Source organism: Rhodonellum sp. (genome assembly GCF_030656585.1).
GTDB lineage: Bacteria > Bacteroidota > Bacteroidia > Cytophagales > Cyclobacteriaceae > Rhodonellum > Rhodonellum psychrophilum.
Genome location: NZ_JAUSPP010000020.1, coordinates 34,900 through 59,299 on the forward strand (window position 1 = coordinate 34,900; position 24,400 = coordinate 59,299).

Genomic DNA, 24,400 nt, shown 5'->3' on the forward strand with positions numbered 1-24,400 from the left:
GTAAATCGGCTTTGGCGAAAAGTGAAAAGATGAAATCTAAATCAGGAGGAAAGCCAATTCTATAATAAAAAGGGGGAAGATAAAAAATCAAAAACCCCTTCAGAATCGCTTCTAAAGGGGTTTTGTGTACCCAGAGCCGGATTCGTAAATTCCCTCCAAATCAACTGCTTAGCGATTGACCTCTGAAAACTTACTCTGATTTCATTGCTTCGTTTAGTTTTTTGAGTTGACGGATGATGGCGTTAAGTCGGGATTCATCACCGGTCAGTTTGATCGTGATCGTGACCTCATTTGTTTGGTAGATATCCGGCTCCACTTTTTGGGGATTTATTCTTGTGCTTGGTTCACGGTATGGGTTATTCATCGAAGGAATGTCTGCCGAAAAATCATAATTGATTGACTTTCCTATTTTTTCAAGTCGGTCGGTTGGGTGTGTGACGGTATCAAACCAATTGTATATCGTAGGCTTGGTCACTCCAATCATCTTAGCCAACTGGACAAAATTTATTTTTTTACGCCGAAGCACTTTTTCCAAAATTTCCCCTTGGTGAATCATATAAGACGTTTCTTCGCGACAGTGTAAAATCCCAAAAAAAATATTTAACAATTATTTATCTTCTTAATACGCTTCATTTTCTTCTGAACAAAAGTGGATTTTTTAAACCTTATCAAGAAAAAAACCGCTTCTACGCCTCTGAAAGGTATTTAATGTTCTGAACAATTAGACACAAAAAAAGGCCTTCTAGATGTCTAGAAGCCCTTTTTTGTTCATTTTTGTACCCAGAGCCGGAGTCGAACCGGCACGAGTGTAACCTCATTGGTGTTTGAGACCAACGCGTCTACCAATTCCGCCACCTGGGCATGCAATTTCAAATTTTGGTAAGAAACTTGACCCGTTCCTTTCTGATCGGGATGCAAAGATGAATAAAGATTTTATTCCATGCAAGTCCTTTAGGGCAGTTCCAGGATTTTTTTTGAGCTGAAAGCGATTGGCTTTTCCGAAAAAAGGGGCTTCGTAGCACCCCAGACGGATTTAAAGAGCTCGGAATCACGATATTGATCCAAGGCTTCCTCATTTTCCCAATGGCTAAAAGTCATGAAAATATTTTTCTGGTTTTCGTCCTGCCAGAGTTCCAGATGGTGACAACCTCGGAATCCCCGGATTTTTTCCTTGATGGCGTCGAAATTGGAAAGAAATTCTTCCACCGCATTTTCCCTAAAGGTCATCCTGACTACTCGTATCAGCATATCAAGCCTCCTCGGGGAAAAAATTAATGAAAACAGGACTGTCCAGCCTCAGGCCGAGCAAATCCGCACCATGCCCATGGTTGATGCCAATTTCCAATAGCTCCAAACTGTTGAAGATCGCAAAGCAATCGCCCGGCTCGACATGGTCGTAGGTCTTGTTGAGTTTGGTCAGGGATTCCCGGCTAAATTCGATGGTGAATTTCCCTGGATTGAGCTTGTCGAAGATTTCCTTGCTGATGTTGGTCAGCAGATTGCCATAATTGTCCACCCGCACGACATGGCCGATGATTTGTTTCCGGGTGGCCTTGAACTGCCTGGGGATCATTTTTTTCATCTGCATCAAAGGGCCTCCAAAATCATGGATGGCTGCGCCGGAGGCAACTTTTGCGGCGATGGGTGCCAAAATGTCCTTGGCAGGAAAAGTGCTGTCCTTCAGGTGGATATCCGCAAACTGTACGATGATGCCGGGGTCATGGTCCGACAATAAGCTCAAAACTCCATTGTTGGGGCCAACAAAAATATGGTCTTCCAGTTTAATACCAATAAAACCATCGGTCATGTTGCTGGTGCCATTCAGGGCCATCAAGTGGATGGTTCCTTTGGGGAAATCCTTGTAAACCGCCCGCAGAATGAAGGCCGCATGGGCAATGTCGTAGGTGTCTACACTGTGTGAAATATCAATAATGTTCAATTGGGGATTGATCGATAACATCTTCGCCTTAACCGCCGGGACATAATAATCCCCGTCTCCAAAATCTGATGTGAATGTTATCAGTGCCATATGAGCAAGTCTATTAAAATTTTGTATTTTTGTGATAGGTCAAACAAAAGTAGAAATTTTATTCTTTAACCTTTACCAGAATCCTTTAAATCAAAACAAATCGATTGGTAGAAAAAGTAATTACCTTAGAAAACATTCCGTTACTGGACTTTTTGGGCTCAGAAAACGAGAATATCCGTCAGATTGCCGCCGCATTTCCGGAAAGCAAAATTGTTTCCCGAGGCAATGAAATTCGGATCCAGGGCCGTGCACCCGAGATTTTAAGAATCAACGATGTCCTCAACATGCTCCTTCAGCACTTCGAAAGATTCGGACGGATCACCGCCGAGAATGTCAAGGAGTATATCTCTCTGGAGGGGGTTCCGTTTGAAGAAAACATCAAAAACGATGTCATCCTTTACGGAAACAAAGGCGTCGTGGTCAAACCCAAATCCGAAAATCAACGCAAATTGGTAGAATCCGCCTCCAAAAATGACTTGGTCTTTGCACTGGGTCCAGCTGGAACGGGCAAAACTTACATCGCCGTGGCTTTGGCTGTCAGAGCATTGAAGAATCGGGAGGTCAAACGCATCATCATTACCCGCCCCGCAGTCGAGGCAGGAGAAAACCTCGGGTTTTTGCCAGGGGATTTGCAGGAGAAACTCGATCCCTATCTGAGACCCATTTATGATGCTCTGAGCGATATGGTTCCTTCCGAAAAACTCAAATTCTATCAGGAAACCAGGGTGATCGAGATTGCTCCTTTGGCTTACATGAGGGGAAGAACTTTGCACGATGCTTTTGTATTGTTGGACGAAGCACAAAACACCACCAACGAACAGATCAAAATGTTTCTCACAAGAATGGGCCCCAACTCCAAGGTGATCATCACCGGAGATCAGACCCAAGTGGATCTCCCGACCAAACAAAAATCAGGGCTTCGCGAAGCATTGGCTGTACTCAAGGACATCAAGGGAATCGGCGTGGTGACACTCAGCGGAAAGGATGTGATTCGACACCGATTGGTGAAATCCATCATTGAAGCTTATGAAAAAGACGATGCCAAAAAAGAACAAAAAAGAGATGAATATATCAGTAGAAAAAGTCCAGACGGAGGAGCAGCTTAATACCATTTTCAAAATCAGGGAGGATGTTTTCGTTGTGGAGCAGGAAGTGGATCCGGCTGAGGAATACGACGAATTCGAGAATACTTCTACGCATTTTCTGGCGAAAATAGAAGGGGAGCCTGCGGGAACCGCCCGCTGGAGGTTCACCCAAAACGGAGTCAAATTGGAAAGATTTGCCGTATTGAAACCCATGCGGGGGAAGGCCGTTGGACAGGCTTTGGTAAAGGCCGTCGTGGAAGACATTGCTTCCCATGAATCGGCAAAAGGGAAACTGTTGTACATGCACGCCCAACTTACCGCCATTCCTTTGTACGAAAAATTCGGTTTCAAAAAAACCGGCCCCATGTTCGAGGAATGTAATATCCAGCATTTCAAAATGGAACTGTATTTGTAGAAGGGTTTTTCCCTAACTTTGTTGATAATTTAATTTTATAAAAATGAAAAAATCCATTTTTGGCTTCTTGGCCATATTCCTGATCAGTTTTTCCATCTACGCACAGACTGACATGCAGCCTGCTGTCAAAATGGAAAAGGACCACAGTACCGGCGAGATAAAACTGAATTTTCTCAACACCATTATTTTGGGATCCATTGAGTTGGGCTATGAACAGTTTCTTTCCCGTGAACAATCCATCGGGGTAGAGCTCCACCTCAATGATCGATTTGGTTACAATTCTCAAGAGGGGAATAGGAATTTCGATGCCAGCTCGGTGCTCGTTTCCTATAATTTCTATTTCGATGGGAATCAGGATGCAAAACTTTATCTCTTTCCTTTCTTCAAATACAGATTTGGGGATTTTACGGAAGCAATTGACGGAATCACCACGGTGACCAATATGAACTCTGGTTACCTTGGCCTTGGGGCAGGTTACAAATGGGTTTTCAATGACAAGTTTGCCTTTGGGCCTTATGCCAACATCGCCCGCGGATTCAGTTCCGAGGTCAATGACCGTTTTTCTGCAGTGGAATTCAAAGCCGGATTTTCGGTAGGATATCGATTTTGAAATTAGTCGTTTAATTTATAGTGAAAGGAGCCCAAAGGGGTTCCTTTTTTTGTTTTAATGCCTAGATTAATGGAAAATTCCTTGCCGATGAGATTCAGTGAGTTTCCATTTTTAAGATATATTCTTTTTTTCGTGTTGGGGATTCTGTTGTACCCCCTTCTGGATTCTTTTTCTCCACAATTCTATTTGGGGTTTTTGGTTTCCTTGTTTCTTGCCTATGTGCTGCTTTTGGTTGTGCAGGAAAAATGGAATCGATTTTTGGTCAGGCCTTGGCTGTCGGTTCTGGCCTATGCCCAATTGCTCTTCGCCGGCGCTTTTTTCAGCCATCTGACAGACAGCCAAAACCATCCTCAGCATATACTCCATCGGGAAAAACCACTGACAGGATATGTTGCTGTGGTCCTTGGCAATGATGAACAAAAGCCCAACTCGATTGCCAACAGACTTTTGCTTAAATCCGGCTTTGAGGGGAAGGATCATTTTCCCCTTCAGGGGGAAATCCTCATTTACCATCGCGGAGATGCGGGACTGCAGCCAGGCGATTTGTTATGGGTGAAGGGAATGCCGCAGGAGATTTCCCCACCGGATAACCCAAAGGAATTCAACTATCGGAAGTTTTTGCAGCGGCAACAAATCTCACATCAGCACTTCATCGGCAATCGGTTCCGTAAGTTGGGAACTGTCAATGAGCAACCTGTGGAAGATTTGTTCCTGAAAATCCGATCGGGAATCCTTCGGGAAATGGATCTGAAAATCATCGATTACCAAGCCAATCAGGTCGCGAAAGCACTGCTCCTTGGCCAAAAGAAAAACATGCAGAAAGACCTCAGCGAAGCCTATGCGAGTACGGGTGCCATGCATATTTTGGCAGTGTCGGGGCTTCATGTGGGGATCGTTTATGGATTCTTCTTTCTTTTTGTCAAACCCTTTCGCCTTTCCCTAGGCAAAAGAATCCTATACCTTTCCTTTCTTATCCTGATTATTTGGGGCTATGCCTTGTTGACGGGAATGTCGCCATCGGTGATGCGGGCGGCGACGATGTTTTCCTTGATGGCCCTCGCCCAAATGAAATCCAGAAGCCCCTCCATTTTCAACGCCATAGCGCTTTCTGCACTCATTCTGTTGGCTTTTGACCCCTTTCTGATCTATGCGGTAGGGTTTCAGCTTTCTTACATGGCGCTTTTGGGGATCTTGCTTTTCCAACCCTTGATCGTGGGGATTTGGTTGCCGAAAAATAGATTCTTGGAATATGCATGGCAGATTTCTTCGGTGGGTATTGCCGCCCAATTGGCCACTTTCCCCATCTCAGTTTATTATTTCCACATGTTCCCCACTTATTTTATCCTGTCCAATCTCATCGCGATTCCCGGCGCTTTTTTGATCATGTCCGTTGGGGTGCCATTCATGGTATTGGCCAAGGTCCCCTATGTTTCGGAAGGGCTGGGCTGGGTGGTGGAGAAATTGATTCTGCTGCTGAACCAATTGATTTTTGCTGTCCAGGGTTTGCCCATGGCCAAAATCTCCAATCTCCATATCGATCCTGTTTCCATTTGGATGTATTGGTTTGTCTTGGCGATGTTGCTCCTCCTTTGGGTGATGCCCATGAAATGGCAGTTATACACGGGAATGCTTGCGCTTTTGGTTTTTGGAGCCTTTCATTTTTCCAAATTTGTCTTTCCTTCCGATGACAAGGAATTGCTCCTCTATGCCTCAGGGAATGGTTTTGCGATGGATTACCGACAAAATGGAGCGGTGTTTTATTGGGAGGAGAGTGTGGAAGAAGCTGATCTCTCCTATAAAGTACTTCCCAACAGGGGGAGTTCCGGGGAAACCTTGAAACTTCCAGCCTTCGGTTTGGAAAACAATCTGAAGGTTTGGCTTCCCAAAGGAAATGGAACGGTTACCTTTACGGGTGCCCATTTGGTAGTTTCGCCTGAGGCAACAGTGAAAGCCGTCCACCACTGGAAAAATGAGCAGTGGATGCCGCTGGATTTCAAGGACACGATTCCGGTAGGCACAAATGCGATAAAGATCAACCTAAACTAGTTTTGAATTTTGGAAGGGAGCAACTTGTGGTTATATTTCCCTTTGTAGTCCTTTCCCCACAGAATCAAGGTGGGATCAAAAAAATTAAAAAAATATGAGCGATTATCTCAGTGTAAACATAAAAGACCGGATTGGATATTTGGAATTGAACCGACCCGAAAAGCGGAATGCGCTGAATGCCGAAATGGTCGAGGCGCTGAAGGAGGCCTTGACGGATTTGGGGATAAATCCTGATGTGAAAATCATCGTCATCAAGGCTGCCGGAAAGGTGTTTTGCTCCGGGGCGGATTTGGAATACCTCCAATCCCTTCAAACCAATACCTTTGAAGAAAATCTTGCCGACAGCAGAAATCTAAAAACACTTTTCCATCTGATTTACACTTCTCCCAAAGTGATTATTTCCCAGGTTCAGGGGCATGCATTGGCAGGAGGTTGTGGGCTGGCATCGGTTTGTGATTTTTCTTTTGCCGTTCCCGAAGCCAAATTTGGCTACACGGAGGTCAAGATTGGGTTCATACCGGCAATCGTAAAGGTTTTTCTGCTGCGCAAAATCGGGGAAGGAAAAGCCCGCCAATTGCTTTTGGATGCCGATCCGATTTCTGCGGAGGAAGCCAAAAACATCGGACTCATCAATTGGGTGGTGAATGCCGATCAACTTGACGAAATCGTCTATGATTATGCCCAGAAATTGATCAAACAAAACTCAGGTAGTGCCATGGCCCTGACCAAAGAAATGATTGCGAGAATCCAAGAACGGACACTCGAGGAAGGGTTGGAATATGCCGCGGCCATGAATGCCAAAGCCCGCGGTACCAGTGATTGCAAAAAAGGGATTGATGCATTTTTGAACAAAAAACCCATTACCTGGTAATTTGAAAACCCAGGCCCTACATATTCTCCAGACAATTTTTGGATTCGAAGACTTTCGTCCCATCCAGTTGGAAATCGTGCTTTCTGCGATGGAAGGGAAGGATTGTTTGGCATTGCTGCCGACGGGAGGAGGGAAATCCATCTGTTTTCAAGTGCCGGCTTTGGCGCAGGAAGGGATCTGTCTGGTCGTGAGCCCACTGATAGCCCTGATGAAAGACCAGGTGGACAATCTCAGGAAAAAAGGGGTTTTGGCAGCTGCGATTCACTCCGGAATGCACTTCCGGGAGATCGATACGGTTTTGGACAATTGTATTTATGGCAATTATAAATTCCTCTACGTTTCACCCGAGCGCTTGAAAACGGAGATTTTCATCGAGCGGTTCAAGCAGATGAAAGTCAACCTGATCGCGGTCGATGAGGCACATTGTATTTCCCAATGGGGATATGATTTCAGGCCTTCCTACTTGGAAATCGCGAATATCCGGGAATTCCATCCGAAAGTGCCTTTTATGGCGCTCACGGCTTCGGCCACTTTGGTCGTCAAAAAGGACATCATCGAGAAGCTGGAGTTGAAGAAGCCCGAGGTATTTGTGCGCTCTTTCAGCCGAAAAAACCTCAGTTATTCGGTGAGAATAGTGGAAAACAAGCTGGAAAAAGCCATAGACATCCTCAAGCGGGTGCCGGGATCCTCCATTGTGTATATTCGAAACCGAAAAGGGACCAAGCACATCGCCAACGTCCTCAACCAAATGGGGATTTCCGCCACATTCTACCATGCAGGTGTGGATGGGGCATCCAGGGAATCCCGGCAGCAGGATTGGAAATCTAATAAAATCAGGGTGATGGTGGCCACCAATGCTTTTGGGATGGGAATCGATAAGCCTGATGTGAGGACGGTGATCCATTTGGACTTGCCCGAAAACCTGGAAAACTATTATCAGGAAGCCGGTCGGGCAGGAAGGGATGAAATCAAGGCATTTGGCATTTTGCTGACCAATGCGCAGGACATGATTGCGCTGACGGAGAGGGCCGCAATTGCCTATCCTCCGACTGAATTTCTCAAGAAAGTGTACCAAAGTCTGGCCAATCAGTACCGGATTGCGGTGGGAAGCAGCTTGTTTGTGAGTTATGATTTTGACCTGGCGGATTTTGCAAAGACCTATAGGCTGGATGTACTTTCCACCTACAATGCGCTTAAGGTTCTTCAGGAAGAGGATTTGGTGGATTTGAATGAGAGTTTTTTTGTCCCTTCTTCCATCCATTTGCTGGTAGATCCAGGAAAGCTCTATGAATTCCAGATTTCCAATGCAAAACTCGATCCCCTGGTCAAAGCCCTTTTGCGGACATTTGGAGGGGAGCTTTTTGTCGAATATCTGAAAATCCAAGAATCCAAACTCGCCAAATCCATCAATTTGCCCGAATCCGAATTGATCAACCAACTTGAACAATTGGACAAGTTCGGGATATTGGCATACAACAAAAGGAAAGACAAACCTCAGGTGACTTTTCTCTCTCCCAGGTATGATGCGGGAAAACTCCCGCTGAACGCCAGAAGGATTGACGAAAGGAGGGAAAACACCAAGGTAAAGGCGGCCTCGATGATAGCCTATATCCATAACCAGACACTTTGTCGGGCCAATCAGATTTCCCAATACTTTGGGGAAGAGGGGGATTTCTTTTGCGGAATCTGTGATACCTGCATCGCCAATAAAAAGGCAGGGATGCTGGATAAGGTAAATATAGACCTTCGGCAAAAGATCCTTCAAACTTTATCCGATGGAAAAGCGTTTTCTATTCATACGCTACAAGAAACACCAGGCCTGAAAAATGACAATTTGACACTTGGTGTGCTCAGAGAAATGGAAGAGGAGGGATTGATTCACTCCGAAGCCAATGGAAACTATAAAATCAAAGCCTGATGCCCTCATTTATCGACGAAATAATTGGAAAATTATTTCCCCAAAAAAAGACACCGATTTCAATCAAAGAAAATTTTGTGCAGTCGGAAACGTCCAAAGCCGATACTGAGAAATGGTTTGGGTCCGATGAAGGCAAGAAAATCTTGGCATTGGTCCATAAAAACTACCATTACAAAACAGCAGGCATCAACGATTCCCCGGAAATCCACATTCTCAAATCCCCCTATGCGAATGGTTTTGCGATCAGTTATGAACATCCCTTCGATGAGAAAACTTTTTCGATGCTTTTCTTTGCATTTGGAAGGCGAATGTTAGATTTGGGTTATAATCAAGTTAGTCTGGATAGAAAAATCGAAGAAATCAATGACGATGTCCGCACAATCGAGAAACAATATTTCAAACCGCCCCTAAGCAGTGCGGATCTGATAGAGCAGAAAATCGATCAGCTCTATGGAAATATCAGCGTAGAAAAAACGAGCATCAACGATAAAGCAAGTTTTCTTAAAATACTAGTTACCGTATATTCGGATCACCTATATCAAAAGGCACGTCCATTTGACCTGTTTATTGATGATTTGTTTCAAATTTAAAATATTATGAATAGAATTTCCCTAAGAGAAAACCTTCAAAATTACCGCACACCTTATGAAGAGGAAGCAGATTTTACTTCCGAATTTCTAGAATTGACATTTGATGACCTGGCCTTCAAAAGGGAAAGACTCGAGGGTCACTTTACCGCATCTGCCTGGATCGTAAACAAAAGGAGGACACATTCCCTTCTGACTTTGCATGGCAAATTGAACCGCTGGCTACAGTTGGGCGGACATGCCGATGGCAATGAAAATCTATTGGAAGTTGCCATGACGGAAGCGCGCGAAGAAAGCGGCCTAACCTCCCTGAGATTGGTGGACAGGCGGATTTTTGATATAGACAAGCATATCATTCCCCAAAGGGGCGATGTGCCGGAGCATTTTCACTTTGATGTCAGGTACCTGATCGAAGCGGAATTGGATGAGCCATTGATCATCAGCAAAGAAAGCAATGACCTGGCATGGATCAATTTTGATTCTATAGAAGACATGATTGGTTTCAATCCCTCCATTGTGAGAATGTTGGAAAAGACGAACAAATCGGAAATATTGATCTGATGGTAAAAAAATATACCGTAGAGGAGGTAAAATCCTCCTTTGTTTTTTCAATCCCCATCCAAATCAGGTACTCCGATATAGATGGGTACATGCATGTGAACAATGGGATCTATTTCAATTATTTTGAACATGCCCGTGCCCAATATCTTTTCCGGGTCTGTGATTGGGATATTTTGGAAATAGGTACCGTTGTCGCCAATATCAATCTTGATTTTTTCAGACCCATGCACGTTCTGGATCTCCCCATTGCCTATGTGCGCTGCCTGGAAGTCGGTAAATCTTCTTTTGTTTTGGAACAGGTGCTGATGGGTTTGACGGCGAATGGGGAAGAAAAAGTCTTTGCTTCAGCCATGACCACCATGGTATCCGTGGATATGAAATCCATGAGGCCAACACCGGTTCCTTCCGAATACGTATCAAAAATGCTGGTCGGTACTTTTGGCAAGGCATAAATCCCTATCTTTGCCCAAAATTCAACCACGTGAAAAGATCAATTATTTTGCTGAGTGCCCTATTTCTCATGTTCTCGTGCTCACCCTCAGAACAAGAGCTGTTTGACGAAGGAATCAAATTGATGGAGTCCGGACAATTGGATAAATCAATCGGGTTTTTTGACCGGGCAATTGAAAAAAATACAGAATTTATCGCTGCGCACAATGCGAAAGGAGTCGCCTACTTCCAACAGGAAGCATACGACAGTGCAATCGCCTCCTTTACTGCGGCGATCCGATTGGATTCCACTTCCTATAAGTCATTCTTCAACCGGGGCAATGCCCATTTGGAGAAAAAATCCTACAAAGAAGCCTTGATTGATTACAATTATGCCAATGGTTTGGACCTCCAGCAAGTTGATGTCTATTACAACAGAGGTTTGGCGCTGCTGGGCATGGAAGCTTACGAAGATGCCCTGTTGGATTTTGACATGGCGCTTCAGGCAAATCCAAACCAACCTTTGGCCTTGTTCAACAAAGCAAAAGCCCAATTGGGAAACAATGATCCTCTTGGAGCCTTGGAGACTTTGGCCGCCACTGTGGAGGTCGATAACCGAAACGGAGCCGCTTTTTATCTTTTGGGAGTGACCCAAATGAGTGCTTTGGGGATGAAAGAAGAGGGCTGCGCCAACTTGAAGATGTCCTTGAGTTTGGGTTATACCGAAGCCAAAACTTGGATCAACGATTTTTGCCAAGAGTAATGGCTGCGATAGGGAAGGATATTGCCACAGCCAAGGGTTTGCTGGAATCCGGCGAGTTGGTTGGGATTCCAACGGAAACCGTCTATGGTTTGGCGGGAAATGCCTTTGATCCCGATGCCGTAGCCAAAATCTTCGCAGTCAAAGACAGGCCAAGTTTTGACCCACTGATCATTCATACTGCATCCTTGCACCAAGTTTCAGATTTCACGACCCATATTCCAGATTCACTTTTTCTATTGGCAAAAAAATATTGGCCTGGACCATTGACGCTTTTATTGGAGAGAAAACCCAATATTTCTGACTTGGTCACGAGTGGTTTGGACACCGTGGCGGTGAGGGTTCCCCAGCATCCTTTGACACTTTCTCTGCTGGCATCTTTGGATTTTCCCTTGGCTGCCCCGAGTGCAAATCCTTTTGGATACATCAGTCCTACCCAAGCGAGCCATGTAAATGCCCAGCTGGGTGACAAAATACCCTATATTTTGGATGGTGGGGATTGTAAAGTAGGATTGGAAAGTACCATAGTGGGCATGGAGAATGGCCAAGTGACTGTCTACCGTTTGGGTGGATTGGATGTCGATGCCATCGAGTCGGTTGTTGGCCGGGTTGTTGTAAAGACCCATTCCAGCAGCAATCCAAAATCTCCGGGAATGCTCAAAAGCCATTACGCACCGAAAAAACCATTTGTTTTAGGCAATCTAAAAGAGTTGGTCAATTCATGTATAAGCGAGAAAAAAACTTTCGCGGTATTGTCTTTCAAAAAGCACTTTGCCGAAATCCCAGAGACATTACAACTGGATTTAAGTCCCACGGGAGATTTGGACGAGGCAGCAAAAAATCTTTTTGCCGCGATGAGGGCTTTGGATAGCATGGATGTTTCTGTAATTTTAGCAGAACTTTTGCCCGAAGAAGGTTTGGGCAGGGCAATCAACGACAGGCTCAGGAGAGCCGCGGCCGATAATATACAGGGATTGCATCATTCTAGCTGAAAAGAGGGAGGATTTAAAATCTTGTCTTTTTCCGGTTCTGTAAAAAAATAATTAAATAAGCTTCGGATTTCCGACTTTCAACCATTAACCAACAATAAACATGAAAAACAGAGTTAAAAATATGGATAACCTTGACTTTAAAGGTAAAAAAGCCTTGGTCAGGGTAGATTTCAATGTCCCTTTGGATGACCATTTGAATGTTACCGACGATTCTAGGATCAGCGCGGCCATTCCAACCATTGAGAAAATCCTCGAAGATGGGGGTTCTGTAATTTTGATGTCGCATCTGGGAAGGCCTAAAGATGGCCCCACGGATAAATATTCATTAAAACACGTGATCAACCACCTTCAAAAATTGGTAGGACGTTCCGTGAAGTTCGCTCCGGATTGTATTGGTTCAGAAGCGAAGCAGTTGGCCGCGGGGCTGCAGCCAGGAGAGATCCTTTTATTGGAAAATCTAAGGTTTTACAAAGAAGAAGAAAAAGGAGACGAGGAATTTGCGAAAAAACTGGCTTCTCTTGGAGATGTCTATGTCAATGATGCCTTTGGAACCGCTCATCGAGCACATGCTTCCACGGCTGTGATTGCCAAGTTTTTTGATACCAAAGTAAGTGGGTATTTGATGCAATCCGAGTTGGAGAATGCAGACAAAGTCCTTGAAAATCCGGAAAGGCCTTATACTGCCATCATGGGCGGTGCCAAGATTTCGGATAAAATCATGATCATCGAGCGCTTGTTGGACAAAGTGGACAACTTGATCATCGGTGGCGGAATGTCATATACTTTCGCAAAGGCTCAAGGAGGCACCATCGGGGACTCACTTTGCGAGGAAGATAAATTGGATTTTGTATTGGAATTGCTGGAAAAGGCAAGGGCCAAAGGTGTGAAAATCATCCTTCCGGAAGATTCCATTACGTCCAAGGCTTTCGCAAATGATGCGGAGCAAGGCGTGGCCAATAAGGGCGAAATCCCTGATGGCTGGATGGGATTGGACATTGGACCAAAGAGCCGGGAGATATTTGCAGAAGTGATCAAAGCCTCCAAAACCATTCTTTGGAATGGTCCAATGGGCGTATTTGAGATGGACAGTTTCGACAAAGGAACCAAAGCCGTGGCAGATGCTGTGGTGGAGGCGACCAAAAGCGGAGCATTCTCCCTGATCGGTGGCGGAGATTCCGCAGCTGCGGTGAATAAGTTTGGTTACGGAGATAAGGTTTCCTACGTGTCCACCGGTGGTGGTGCTTTGCTAGAGCACATGGAAGGCAGAGTGCTTCCTGGTGTTGAGGCCTTGCAGCCAAAATAAAAAGCATTTTTACTGGATGCATTTGAATTTAAAAAAGACCGATCCAATCGGTCTTTTTTGCTTTAAAGATGTTTAACCTTATGTGTTTTTCCGATAATGGTGTATATTCCCTCGCTTAGCTACCGATGTATCTTTTTTCCCATGAGGGAGATATCATTGAAAACAATATCTTTCCGGATATAAGGTTGGTAAAGTTTTAAACTTTACTTTTGGTCGGTAATGGGTATGAAATTGTTAGAAGTATGAAAAAGGGTTTGGCTTCCTGTTTTTTATTGTTGGGGCTCTTGGCTTGTATGGATATTCAGGAAATCAAAGATCCCTGCATGGTCTATCTCAAGGACGGCACCTCCTTTGAAATTATCGAGGATATCAGAAGAAGCAAAGAAACAGGCGTTTTCACCTATCGGGATGAGGAAGGCAAGTTGTGGTCGCTAGACATCAAGAACGAACAAAGTGAAATCGACAGTGTGGTTTGCGTGAACCGTGTTTACAAAAAGAAAGTTGAATAGCCGTACGTTTGGATTTGCTTCCCCAAAGGGTTTTGTTGTTTTTTGATCCATTAAGCATTGTTTTTTCCAGATTCAGAAAAAAAGTAGTTGCCCAAAATCCGATCCGGATCCTTTTTTAGCCCTATGGTTTTCAATTCAACCCCTGTGATGCATGACAATTGCAATCCGGAATTGTAATTCACTGATGATCAAATAGCTGTTGGCTATTTTTGACTTCACCCTATTGGTATCAGAAATTAGTCTCCCAATGATCTGATTTTCTTGCAATTTCGATACCCTTAAGAAGTCTAATGCATATTTCCATCTAACTAACCTCAAGTTATCTGCTTTCCGTTACCTTTCCGCTGTCTTAGAATTCTGGTTCAATGGCCTTGGGAAACCGTGATTTGCCCAGCATGTAAAAAGTACACATTGAAGCGTTTTTTATCTAAATATTATTTGTAAATTTCACGCTTTGTCAATTCAAAATGTATTTATCATTTCGTTTTCTCCACTTCAACCCATTATTCCCCATTCAAAAATCAACTTTGAGTTGATCTGTAAAAAATATTTATATTTCCTGCAAAACAATACCCTATGATAACCCAAACCTATTTGAAAAAAAGCCTATTGCTATTGGCTTGTACGCTTATCCTTTTTTCCTCCTGCAACAAGCGATCGGGCGATCCCAAAGTCCTTGTCTTCAGCAAAACGGCAGGATTTCACCATGAATCCATCGCCAGTGGCATTGCCGCCATCCAGAAATTGGGCGCCGAGAATGGTTTTGCCGTGGACACCACCACCAATTCGGATAATTTCAACGAAGAAAATCTCAGCCAATATTCAACGGTCATTTGGTTGAGCACCACAGGAGAAGTACTGAATCATTATCAGGAAGCCGACTTTGAACGCTACATCCAAGCGGGTGGAGGATTTGTCGGTGTCCATGCCGCTACCGACACGGAATACCACTGGGGTTGGTACAACCGACTTGTAGGCGCTTATTTCCTAGATCACCCAGGGATCAATGATCCACATCCAAATGTGCAGGATGGAACAATCAATGTCACCGACCGCAGCCATTCCACCACCAAGTTACTTCCCGAAATCTGGAACAGAAAAGACGAATGGTACAGTTTCAAAAAATTGAATCCTGAGGTAAATGTCCTCATGAATCTGGATGAAAGCAGCTACCAAGGTGGTGTCAAAATGGGAGAGCATCCTGTCGCCTGGTACCATGAATACGATGGGGGAAGGGCTTTTTACACCGCAGGTGGCCATACCAATGAATCCTATACCGAAGATCTTTTCCTCCAGCACCTACTCGCAGGCATCCAATATGCCATTGGAGACAACAAGAAGCTGGACTATTCCAAAGCCAAAACCCAAAGGATTCCTGAGGAAAATCGTTTTGAAAAAACAGATCTGGTGAAAGGCGTCTTTACCGAACCTACGGAAATGACTGTTCTTCCCAATCTTGACATCTTGATCGCACAGCGAAGAGGAGAAGTGATGTTTTATAAAAGCGGGGATTCCACAGCAAATGAAATCGCCAAGTTGGATGTGTACTGGAAAACAGAAACCCCTGGCGTGAATGCCGAGGAAGGCCTGATGGGTATCCAAAAAGACCCGAATTATGCCAAAAACGGCCATGTTTTCGTTTTTTATAGCCCTATTGACAAGGAAGTCAACAGGTTGTCCAGGTTTACCTTTAAAAACGACACTTGGGACATGGCTTCCGAAAAAATCGTATTGGAATTCTATTCACAAAGAAATATCTGTTGCCATACAGGCGGCTCCATTGCCTTTGACAAGGATGGGTTGTTGTATGTGTCTACAGGAGATAACTCGACGCCTTTTGATGAGGCAGGTCAAAAATTCCAAACCAAAGGATACGCGCCCGTGGATGGCAGACCAGGTCATGAGCAATTTGATGCCAGAAGGAGTTCAGGAAATTCCAATGACCTGAGGGGTAAAATCCTTCGGCTCAAAGTCAAAGAGGACGGTACTTATGAAATTCCCGAAGGCAATCTGTATCCAAAAGGAACGGAGGGCACCCGACCGGAAATCTACGTCCAAGGAAACAGAAATCCTTACAGGATTAGTATAGATCAGAAAAACGGATTCCTTTATTGGGGAGAAGTTGGGCCGGATGCCAATATGGACAGTTTGGACAACAGGGGCCCACGTGGCTACGATGAAGTCAACCAGGCAAGAAAAGCCGGGAATTTTGGCTGGCCGTACTTTGTGGGAGACAATTACGGTTATTTTGATTACGATTATGAAACCGGAACATCCACCAAGGCTTTCGATCCTGCAAAACCTGTCAACACCTCACTGAACAATACCGGTATCAAAGATTTGCCAAAGGCAGAACCTGCATTTATCTGGTATCCTTATGGTGCTTCAGAAGAATTCCCACAACTGGGCACAGGCGGAAGAAACGCCATGGCAGGTCCGGTGTATTACACCGATATGTTTCCCAAAGAAACCCGATATCCGGACTACTACAATGGAAAATTCTTTATGTATGATTGGATAAGGGGTTGGATCAAAGTAGTCACCATGCAGCCAAATGGCGATTTCGACAAGATGGATCCCTTTATGTCCACCACCAAATTCAATGCATTGATGGACATGGAAGTTGGCTCGGACGGAAAAATCTACGTCTTGGAATATGGCAATGGTTGGTTTACCAAAAATGCGGATTCCGGGCTCTCCAGAATTGATTTCAACGATGGAAACAGAACTCCGGTGGTACAGAAAATAACCGTGGACAAAACCTCAGGTGCCTTGCCTTTTACGGCGGTCTTCAAGGTGGACGCCAGCGATCCTGAGAATGATCCCCTGACTTTTGTCTGGGACTTGGGCAATGGCGAAACGGTCACGACTTCCGAACCCGAATTGAAACATACCTTCAATGCACTTGGGGATTACGATGTACAGGTGCAGGTAAGCGATCCAGGAAAGCTATCTGCAAAGAGCAATCTGGTTTCAGTCTATGCGGGCAACATTGCTCCAATTGTCAATATCCAGGTTGAAGGCAACCAAACCTTTTATTTCGCCAACAAACCAGTTTCTTACACCATCACGGTCACGGATCCTGATGATGCAGAGGTTGGGAAAGATCTTTCCTCCTTGTTTGTATCTGCGGATTACATCTCGGGAGTGGACATGGCAGAAGCTTCCCAAGGCCATCTCATCATGACCGAAGCGATGACAGGCAAAAGTCTGATGGGTGCACTGACCTGCAAGACTTGCCACAAAGACGACGAGGCTTCCATAGGGCCCTCCTTCACAGAAGTGGCCAGAAAATACAGAAGAAACCCAAATGCGGTGGATTATCTCGTCAATAAAATCCAAAAAGGAGGCGGAGGGATCTGGGGAGAAACTGTCATGCCAGCCAACCCGGAATTGAAAAATGATGACGGCCGTAAGATCGCTGCTTACATCCTTTCCTTGGGCAGAAGGGGAGAAACTCTCCCATCTTTGCCAGCCAAAGGAACCGTAAAACCAACCCTGGACAAAGCGCCAAGCGACAATGGCGTGTTGATCCTTTCTGCCAGCTTTACCGATCGAGGTGGGGAAAACATCAAGCCACTGACTGGAAACAGTTCCCTGGGTCTGAGAAACAGCAAGATGGGAATGGACCAAGCCAGCAAGATGGAAGGATATTCCGCAATGTCCTACAATGGACAGACTTTGTTGCTGGTTCCGGCACAAGAGGCGCATTTTGGCCTACCTGCCATGGATTTGACTTCGGTTTCCTCAATAGACATCATTTGTGGAGGTCAGAAGCCGACCGAGCATGGTTTTGTGGTCGAATTGAGACTGGATACGCCTGATGGCAAAAAAATCGGGGAATCTCTATTCAAAGTTGGTGGCCCAGGAGCTGGCGGCTTTTTTGGCGGAATGGCATCCATTGCCATTGAGCCGATAACAGATGGGAAAAAGCATGAACTTTTCGTGGTGACCCGACCTGCCAATGCGCAGGAAACCGGAACTGCAGCGCTGATGTCAGTGGAACTGAAAGCAAAGTAAGATTCCCCCGGTAAATGCCTCCAAATGAAGTATTTATCAGGAATTTATCAATAGATTGTATATAAGAAAAGCCCCACCTATATGTCGGTGGGGCTTTTCTGCTTTGGAGTGTTTGGTTCTCATCGTTGTAACTCCCGAAATGGTGATCGGGGGATTTGAAAATCTGCTGGCCTCTGAAGGTGGCGACTATTTTGAAAGCCCGATCTAATCTTTACGCCCAAAGGATTGGCACTTTTCGAGCTGAAAACAATTGGGTTTTAAGCTCGGTTTTACCGGCAGAATTCCTAGCGAAGGGGTGAGAAAGGAAGTGCTTTCAGGTAAACCGATTCCACTTTTTCGATGATCTTTCCGTTTTCCTCAGAGGCATCCCTGACCCTGATCCATTCCGGATCGCTACCAAAGGCGGTAAAGGATGCTTTGGCAGCAGCCTCATCTTTATGGGCAAGCAGATAGACCAGTTTGGCTTGTGTACCATCCTTCTCCACGGTGTACCAGTAGATCACATTGAGCATCCCGTGTTTTTCGAACAGCTCTCGGGTATGGTCCCTGAATCTGGCATTGATCGCGTCCAACTTTCCCGGCAAGCAATGGTAGGTTCTCAGTTCAAATATTTTTGGTGCCTGAGGGGAGAGTTTGCTGATTTCAGTGGAGAGTTCCGAAGCATCCGACATGAATACTTGATCCACTTTTGTCACCAAAGGACCATTGGCTTCTGAGGCTTTGTAGGCTTTTTGCCATTCGGGATCATTGGCAAACTTGTTCCACAAAACGTCTCTGGATTCCTGGTTGGGATAGGCCAGGATAAAGGTTAGCGTGTAGTTGTTTTGGTCCGTAGGAATAAAATAACCGACATTTTCAATTCCGTTTTTTTCGAACAACTTTAAGGTGTGGTCCTGAAAGCGTTTGATCAAGTCCGGCCTTTTGCCCTCGGGGGAATGATAGGTCCGCATTTCATAGTAGCGCGATTGCTGGGCTTCTGCGGTGAAGGCAAAGGCCAAAAGGCAAAATAGGAACAATAGGGAAAGCTTTTTCATTTAATAGGGGTTAGTTTGAGTAGATGGTTTAATTAGAAATGTCGTTTTTCCCGCCATCCCAAAAAGGCGGAATACCCAAGTACCACCGCAATGATCAAAAGACCGAAGGTTTCCCGGGCTTCCTCCATTTGGGGTGTTTTCATGGTCAGGTCTTTCTGTTCCAATTCCTGGCCGATCCATCCTGAAACAGATTCCGGGAAATAGTAAAGCGCACCAATAATACAGACTAGGATAGCGATGGAAAGGGGAATGAGGGGATGCTTTCCACGGACAGCAAGTCCTGTAAATACCATGGCCGCCACATAAATGCTCACCCAGATTTCGGGGTCCGGATCATTGAGTTGGAAGTAGGCAAAGAGCAGGAATATCAGGGTCCAAAAAATAAAGAAGTATTTTGGGAAGGCATGCATGGGTTTTGGGCTTGGGTATGTATTACTGGCAAATTGAAATGTATAAATCTGGGCGAAATCCCCGTATCAATCAAGGTTTTCTTTTCTGAATTTTCTGTTATCTGTTTTTCCAAACGTCCGGATTTTGAAAAAAATTGATAAACAGGGGGTTCAATGACCAGTTCAAAAGCCATTTTATTTGTTGTTGTATTTCAACATTTTTTTAGCCTCCTTCCAAGGGATAAGATTTTCAGGTTTGGAATTTCTAATTCTCTCCCTTACAATTTCTTTATGCGCCTCAGGGATTTCGAAATCATTTGATTTTTCCAATCTCAACTGTTAAAAACTCCATAAAGAAATCATATTTGTCATCAGGGATTCTCAAGGTCACCTCTCTCATGGCTTTGTTGGTTTGATCGAAGTACAAGATAAGCAAAAATTTGATTCAAAGGATTTACACCAATACCACCTTTAAGCTTCTCGCTCCCTGCGCACCGATGACCAGGGATTGCTCAATATCCGCCGTTTTGGAAGGGCCTGCGATAAAGACGCCAAATCCCGAGTGGTTGTTATACATCCGTTCATAGGCGGCGTGCATGTTGCCCAGCAGGTTGTCTAGGGACAAGACCACGATCAGGTGATCGGTGATAAAGGGCAAAACCCGATGGATAAGATCCTCTTCCTCAAACCAAATCGCTCCGTTTTCGGCAACGCCAAATTGTCCCTGGACTATCGCAAGGTCCAAATCATTCAGCGCATGCGGATCTTGTGGAAGCTCAAAGGTGTTGAATTTTCGGTAAGCCTCGATCGGGGAATATCTTTTTGGGAAATCAGCCGATGCCATGATTTCCATAAAACCTTCCTCCGTCAGGATTTCACCTTTGTTGGAAAGGATGGCCTCGCAAAAAGTTTTCTTCAAATCTGCCGGATGTGCGAATTTACCAATGGTGGGCAAGGGGATTTCAGTCCTTTTGACGGCCCTGATTTTCGAAAGGATATTGTCTTTGGAGCTGTTCATTTTCTGTTTTTTTCGTACCAATTCCTAAAGGATTCCTTTGGCAATTCGGGTAAATCCCTTCCTTTTCCCCAAGTGTTCAGGCCACTGTAAGTCACGCTTTCGGGCAGGATCTTTAAGGCGCCCCGCATCATTGCCCCCGAAATGTGATAAGCAAATGGGACGGAAAAAATACCGTTGGCGATCTTCATCGCGATGCTCTTTCCATTTAAGGCAGACTGGGATTTGGTGATTTCCTGGCGCCACTCATAGAGTTGCTCGTGGATGTTGATCTTGACGGGGCATACATCGGTACAGCTGCCGCAAAGTGTCGAGGCAAAAGGCAGTGAGCTGTGTTTTTGCAGGTCGATGCCCGGGGAAAGTATGGATCCTATCGGTCCGGGAACCGTGCTTTTGTAACTGAAACCGCCACTTCGGCGGTAAATGGGGCAGGTATTCATACAGGCGCCACAGCGGATACATTTCAGGGAATTCCTGAATTTTTCCCGGCCGAGTTGTGCCGTCCGGCCATTGTCCACCAAGATGAGGTGGATTTCCTTTCCCACTGCAGGACTTCTGAAATGGGAATTGTAATTGGTGATGCTCTGTCCTGTGGCCGATCTGGCCAATAAGCGCAGGAATACGCCGAGATGTTCCCTTTTCGGAATGATTTTCTCAATACCCATGCAGGCGATATGGACATCTGCCAGATGTACGCCCATATCTGCATTGCCTTCGTTGGTGCAGACGACGAATTCACCTGTCTCGGCGACACCGAAATTCACCCCGGTGACCGCCACTTTGGCGCCTAAAAATTTTCCCCGAAGATGGACTCTCGCCGCTTGGGTCAAGTAAGTCGGATCGTCGTTTCCTTTTTCCGTTTGGAGTTTTTCATGGAAAATGTCCGAAATCTGGCCTTTTTTGAGGTGAATGGCGGGCAGCACAATATGGCTGGGCGGCTGGTTGAGGAACTGAACGATCCGCTCTCCCAAATCGGTGTCCACCACCTCGATACCGTTTTTCTCCAAAAATGGATTCAAATGACATTCTTCGGTCAAAATCGATTTGCTCTTGACGATTGCTTCGCATTTTTTATTCTTCAGGATTTCCAAGACAATCTCGTTATGCTCTTGTGCATCCTTCGCCCAATGTACTTGGATGCCGTTTGCCACCGCATTTTTCTCAAATGCCTCCAAATATACTTCCAGTTGGGAAAGGACATTGTCTTTTATCTGGGAAGCCAATTCTCGCAGCTCCTCCCATTCAGGGACGGTTTTGGAGACTTTGTCGCGCTTGTCTCTCACAAACCAAAGGGTCTCGTCATGCCACTTGGAGGTGGCTTTGTCCTTGAGAAATGCTTCTGCTTCGACGGGATGGCTCATGATAAGGCTTCGTTTAGGATTTCACAAACGTGTTTGAATTGGAGATCTTGTTTGTTTCTTTTCGCAATTCCTTCCAAATGCATCAGGCAGGACATGTCCGCTCCAGCCATGATTTCGACGCGATGCCCAAGGTGATCGGCGATGCGGTCCTTCCCCATTTGGATGGACAAGGCCTCTTCGGTGACGGCAAAAGTCCCGCCGAATCCACAGCACTCGTCCGGTCGGGTCAGCTCCACCCATTCGATGCCTTCAAGTTGCGTCAACAGCTGTTTTGCCTTTCCAAATGGAGCTTCGTGGAGTTCTGAGGAGGAGGAAAGTCTCAGTCCTCTTTGTCCATGACAACTGGAATGGTAGCCGACCTTGTGGGGATATTTCCCTTCTATTTTGGATATTTTTAGTATGTCCACGATAAATTGGGTTATCTCAAAAATCTTGTCATGCAGTTCCTTTTGTTCCTTTTCCAAACCAGGAACCTGGGGAGAATGTTCTTTGACATGCAGTACGCAGCTGCCGGAAGGGGCCACGACATAATCATAATCTTTGAACGTGCGGATAAAATGGGCTGTGGTGCCCAAAGTGTCTCTTTCAAAACCAGCATTGGCCATGGGTTGCCCACAACAGGTTTGTCCCATGGGATAGGTCACGTTGCAACCCAGTTTTTCCAATAGTTCCAAAGTCGAAATGGCTACCTGAGGATAGAATTGATCCACATAGCAGGGGATAAAAAGGGCGATTTTTTTATTTTGCACCATAAATTTTAGACAGAAGTCTGGAATAAATGAAATTGGTGGATATTGATGGTCAACGCATCCGCCGGCTTAGGTAAAGATGGATTGATCTTTTTCTGAAACCAAATATAGAAATCCCAATAGATCCCAATTCAAATGAATCAAAATGCCAGTCTTTGGGACTTCAGGTATAAAAATAAAGAAAACTAATTGAATGGATATCCTGTACTGTCATGTGTTTTTGGTTTGGGGATAATTAAGATTTGAAGTCAGCGTGGACGAATGTAGAATCCCGAAAATTGGTGGTTGGATCAGTAGGCTTTCATTCGGAATTATTCTAGATTCCAACGAATCCCTCAAAATCCTTTTTGCTGACCACAGCCGTTTGGTGCTCCGGATAAGCTTGGAGAAAGGATGCAGGGAACCTCACTTTTTGCTCTTTCCACTTGAATTCGAAGGCATGAAGAATCCCATCCTCTTCTTCAATATAATCGATCTCGGCCCTGTCATGGGTTCTCCAAAAATGGGTATTGACAAACCTTCCGTTATATTGGTTTTGTTTCAATCTTTCCGAAATCAGAAAATTCTCCCACAAAGCCCCTTTGTCCTGTCGCATTTCCGGTTGTGAGAAATTGCTGATCAGCACATTCCGGATCCCGTTATCATAGAAATAATACTTCTTACTCTTCTTGATTTCATTTCTCAGGTTGCGGCTGAAAGCTGGGAGCTTGAATATGACAAAGGCTTTTTCCAACAAGTCCAGGTATTTTTCCACCGTCAGGGTATCGATATTGCCGATAGTCTGGGCCAATTCATGGTAACTGACCTCACTGCCAATTTGGAATGCCAAGGCACGCAAGAGTTTGTCGATATGGCTTGGTTTTCGGATGTTATCCAACTGCAAAACATCCTTGTACAGATAGCTTTGTGCGATTTCTACCAAGATTTCCTTTTCATTTCCAGGGTTATTGATTACTTCGGGATAGCACCCATAGATCAACCGTGTGTCCAATAGCCTTTTGGCTTCTAGGAGGGAAGTATGGTTTACTGTTTCCTTGAAGCTGATTGGATAAAGATGGAAAGTTTTTTTTCTACCGGTCAGCGGTTCTGCAGTTTGGTTTTGAAGGTCAAAAGCGGAAGATCCGGTAGCGATGATTTGAATGTCAGGCCTGTTGTCAAAAATAAGTTTGAGCTTCTTTCCGATATCCGGAATCTGCTGCGCTTCGTCAATGATGACCAAATTGTGGTTGGCACCGATAAGTTGGATCAATTGAGTGCTGGTGGAAGCAGAAGAAAATGCCTCCAGAATATCCGCTTCATCGGCATTGAACCAAACGGAAGGCGTATTCAATTGCTTGACAGTTTCCTTAAGCAGTGTGGTTTTTCCAACTTGACGCGGACCCAAAAGCAGTATGGTTTTCCCCTTGAAGCAGGAAGAAACGAGCTTTTCCAAGATTGATCTTTGAATCATTTTTTGCTTAATTTTGATTGAATATACTGAATTTTTAGATTGTAATCTAAAAAATAGGCCTAATATTTAGATCGTAATCTAAATATTAGGCCTAAAATTTTTAATTGGGATCGGTTTGACTCACCAACCCGAGTGAAGGTTTTATCTATTTTGATAAAAAGATATGTCTGATTTATGAAGATTTTATTTTTGAGATAAATGTCTCTTATCTTTAAGTTTCTAAAGTATTTGCTTTAAAGCTGTTGAAAATAATTTTGTTAAGTCCGG

The 24,400-nt window shown here is 44.8% G+C and carries 23 protein-coding genes and 1 tRNA gene; 14 read left to right on the top strand and 10 right to left on the bottom strand.

All coding sequences use genetic code 11. The features are described from left to right. Positions 1-190 precede the first annotated feature (190 nt). From Q7J63_RS04445 to Q7J63_RS04460, 4 genes are all read right to left on the bottom strand, one after another. Positions 191-493, bottom strand: coding sequence for a hypothetical protein (locus Q7J63_RS04445; protein WP_304884283.1), 303 nt, complete (start codon positions 491-493; stop codon positions 191-193). Positions 494-777: 284 nt separating this feature from the next. Next, positions 778-861: transfer RNA gene (locus Q7J63_RS04450), tRNA-Leu, on the bottom strand. 90 nt (positions 862-951) lie between these two features. Beyond that, on the bottom strand, positions 952-1,248 hold the full coding sequence (locus tag Q7J63_RS04455) for a putative quinol monooxygenase (RefSeq protein WP_304884285.1): 297 nt from the start codon (positions 1,246-1,248) through the stop codon (positions 952-954). A gap of 1 nt (position 1,249) precedes the next feature. Then, entirely contained in the window at positions 1,250-2,029 is a 780-nt protein-coding gene (locus tag Q7J63_RS04460; protein ID WP_304884287.1) for an S-adenosyl-l-methionine hydroxide adenosyltransferase family protein, read from the bottom strand. A gap of 104 nt (positions 2,030-2,133) precedes the next feature. Between Q7J63_RS04460 and Q7J63_RS04465 the strand changes: the two genes are divergently transcribed. The 14 genes from Q7J63_RS04465 to Q7J63_RS04530 all read left to right on the top strand — a co-directional run bounded on the left by Q7J63_RS04465 (position 2,134) and on the right by Q7J63_RS04530 (position 18,135). Further along, positions 2,134-3,135, top strand: coding sequence for a PhoH family protein (locus Q7J63_RS04465; protein ID WP_304884289.1), 1,002 nt, complete (start codon positions 2,134-2,136; stop codon positions 3,133-3,135). Then, the gene (locus tag Q7J63_RS04470; protein ID WP_033405225.1) at positions 3,092-3,529 is read left to right on the top strand and encodes a GNAT family N-acetyltransferase; all 438 of its coding nucleotides are present in this window, start codon (positions 3,092-3,094) and stop codon (positions 3,527-3,529) included. The genes Q7J63_RS04465 and Q7J63_RS04470 overlap by 44 nt, the downstream gene beginning before the upstream one ends. Positions 3,530-3,572: 43 nt before the next feature. Beyond that, positions 3,573-4,139, top strand: a complete 567-nt coding sequence (locus Q7J63_RS04475) for a DUF3575 domain-containing protein (RefSeq protein WP_304884290.1) — start codon at positions 3,573-3,575, stop codon at positions 4,137-4,139. A 69-nt stretch (positions 4,140-4,208) separates the two neighbouring features. Then, on the top strand, positions 4,209-6,185 hold the full coding sequence (locus tag Q7J63_RS04480) for a ComEC/Rec2 family competence protein (protein WP_304884291.1): 1,977 nt from the start codon (positions 4,209-4,211) through the stop codon (positions 6,183-6,185). Positions 6,186-6,279: 94 nt separating this feature from the next. Continuing rightward, positions 6,280-7,056: an enoyl-CoA hydratase/isomerase family protein gene (locus Q7J63_RS04485; protein WP_304884293.1), complete on the top strand. Its 777-nt coding sequence runs from the start codon at positions 6,280-6,282 to the stop codon at positions 7,054-7,056. A gap of 1 nt (position 7,057) precedes the next feature. Further along, positions 7,058-8,974: an ATP-dependent DNA helicase RecQ gene (locus tag Q7J63_RS04490; RefSeq protein WP_019597371.1), complete on the top strand. Its 1,917-nt coding sequence runs from the start codon at positions 7,058-7,060 to the stop codon at positions 8,972-8,974. Further along, positions 8,974-9,564: a hypothetical protein gene (locus Q7J63_RS04495; protein ID WP_019597372.1), complete on the top strand. Its 591-nt coding sequence runs from the start codon at positions 8,974-8,976 to the stop codon at positions 9,562-9,564. Before Q7J63_RS04490 ends, Q7J63_RS04495 begins: the two co-directional genes overlap by 1 nt. A 6-nt stretch (positions 9,565-9,570) precedes the next feature. Then, complete coding sequence (locus Q7J63_RS04500; RefSeq protein ID WP_019597373.1) at positions 9,571-10,122, top strand: NUDIX hydrolase; 552 nt, start codon at positions 9,571-9,573, stop codon at positions 10,120-10,122. Further along, the gene (locus tag Q7J63_RS04505) at positions 10,122-10,574 is read left to right on the top strand and encodes a thioesterase family protein (protein WP_019597374.1); all 453 of its coding nucleotides are present in this window, start codon (positions 10,122-10,124) and stop codon (positions 10,572-10,574) included. Before Q7J63_RS04500 ends, Q7J63_RS04505 begins: the two co-directional genes overlap by 1 nt. 68 nt (positions 10,575-10,642) lie before the next feature. After that, positions 10,643-11,314, top strand: coding sequence for a tetratricopeptide repeat protein (locus Q7J63_RS04510; RefSeq protein ID WP_019597375.1), 672 nt, complete (start codon positions 10,643-10,645; stop codon positions 11,312-11,314). Further along, complete coding sequence (locus tag Q7J63_RS04515; RefSeq protein WP_304884348.1) at positions 11,314-12,303, top strand: L-threonylcarbamoyladenylate synthase; 990 nt, start codon at positions 11,314-11,316, stop codon at positions 12,301-12,303. Before Q7J63_RS04510 ends, Q7J63_RS04515 begins: the two co-directional genes overlap by 1 nt. A gap of 100 nt (positions 12,304-12,403) precedes the next feature. Then, positions 12,404-13,606, top strand: a complete 1,203-nt coding sequence (gene pgk / locus Q7J63_RS04520) for a phosphoglycerate kinase (RefSeq protein WP_019597377.1) — start codon at positions 12,404-12,406, stop codon at positions 13,604-13,606. Between the two features lie 242 nt (positions 13,607-13,848). Next, positions 13,849-14,115, top strand: a complete 267-nt coding sequence (locus Q7J63_RS04525; RefSeq protein ID WP_304884297.1) for a hypothetical protein — start codon at positions 13,849-13,851, stop codon at positions 14,113-14,115. 576 nt (positions 14,116-14,691) lie between these two features. Then, on the top strand, positions 14,692-18,135 hold the full coding sequence (locus Q7J63_RS04530; protein WP_304884299.1) for a ThuA domain-containing protein: 3,444 nt from the start codon (positions 14,692-14,694) through the stop codon (positions 18,133-18,135). A gap of 284 nt (positions 18,136-18,419) precedes the next feature. Here Q7J63_RS04530 and Q7J63_RS04535 read toward each other — a convergent pair whose 3' ends face one another. The 6 genes from Q7J63_RS04535 to Q7J63_RS04560 all read right to left on the bottom strand — a co-directional run bounded on the left by Q7J63_RS04535 (position 18,420) and on the right by Q7J63_RS04560 (position 24,133). Further along, the gene (locus Q7J63_RS04535; protein ID WP_304884301.1) at positions 18,420-19,169 is read right to left on the bottom strand and encodes an NIPSNAP family protein; all 750 of its coding nucleotides are present in this window, start codon (positions 19,167-19,169) and stop codon (positions 18,420-18,422) included. 32 nt (positions 19,170-19,201) lie between these two features. After that, on the bottom strand, positions 19,202-19,579 hold the full coding sequence (locus Q7J63_RS04540; RefSeq protein WP_304884303.1) for a transmembrane 220 family protein: 378 nt from the start codon (positions 19,577-19,579) through the stop codon (positions 19,202-19,204). Between the two features lie 433 nt (positions 19,580-20,012). Further along, positions 20,013-20,576 (bottom strand): LUD domain-containing protein, encoded by a 564-nt coding sequence (locus Q7J63_RS04545; protein ID WP_304884305.1) that lies wholly within the window; start codon positions 20,574-20,576, stop codon positions 20,013-20,015. Next, positions 20,573-21,934 carry a lactate utilization protein B gene (locus Q7J63_RS04550; protein ID WP_304884307.1) on the bottom strand — a complete coding sequence of 454 codons (1,362 nt, stop codon included), beginning with the start codon at positions 21,932-21,934 and terminating at the stop codon, positions 20,573-20,575. Before Q7J63_RS04550 ends, Q7J63_RS04545 begins: the two co-directional genes overlap by 4 nt. Beyond that, positions 21,931-22,686 carry a (Fe-S)-binding protein gene (locus Q7J63_RS04555; protein ID WP_304884309.1) on the bottom strand — a complete coding sequence of 252 codons (756 nt, stop codon included), beginning with the start codon at positions 22,684-22,686 and terminating at the stop codon, positions 21,931-21,933. Before Q7J63_RS04555 ends, Q7J63_RS04550 begins: the two co-directional genes overlap by 4 nt. A gap of 313 nt (positions 22,687-22,999) precedes the next feature. Further along, positions 23,000-24,133, bottom strand: coding sequence for an ATP-binding protein (locus Q7J63_RS04560; protein WP_304884311.1), 1,134 nt, complete (start codon positions 24,131-24,133; stop codon positions 23,000-23,002). Between the last annotated feature and the right edge of the window lie 267 nt (positions 24,134-24,400).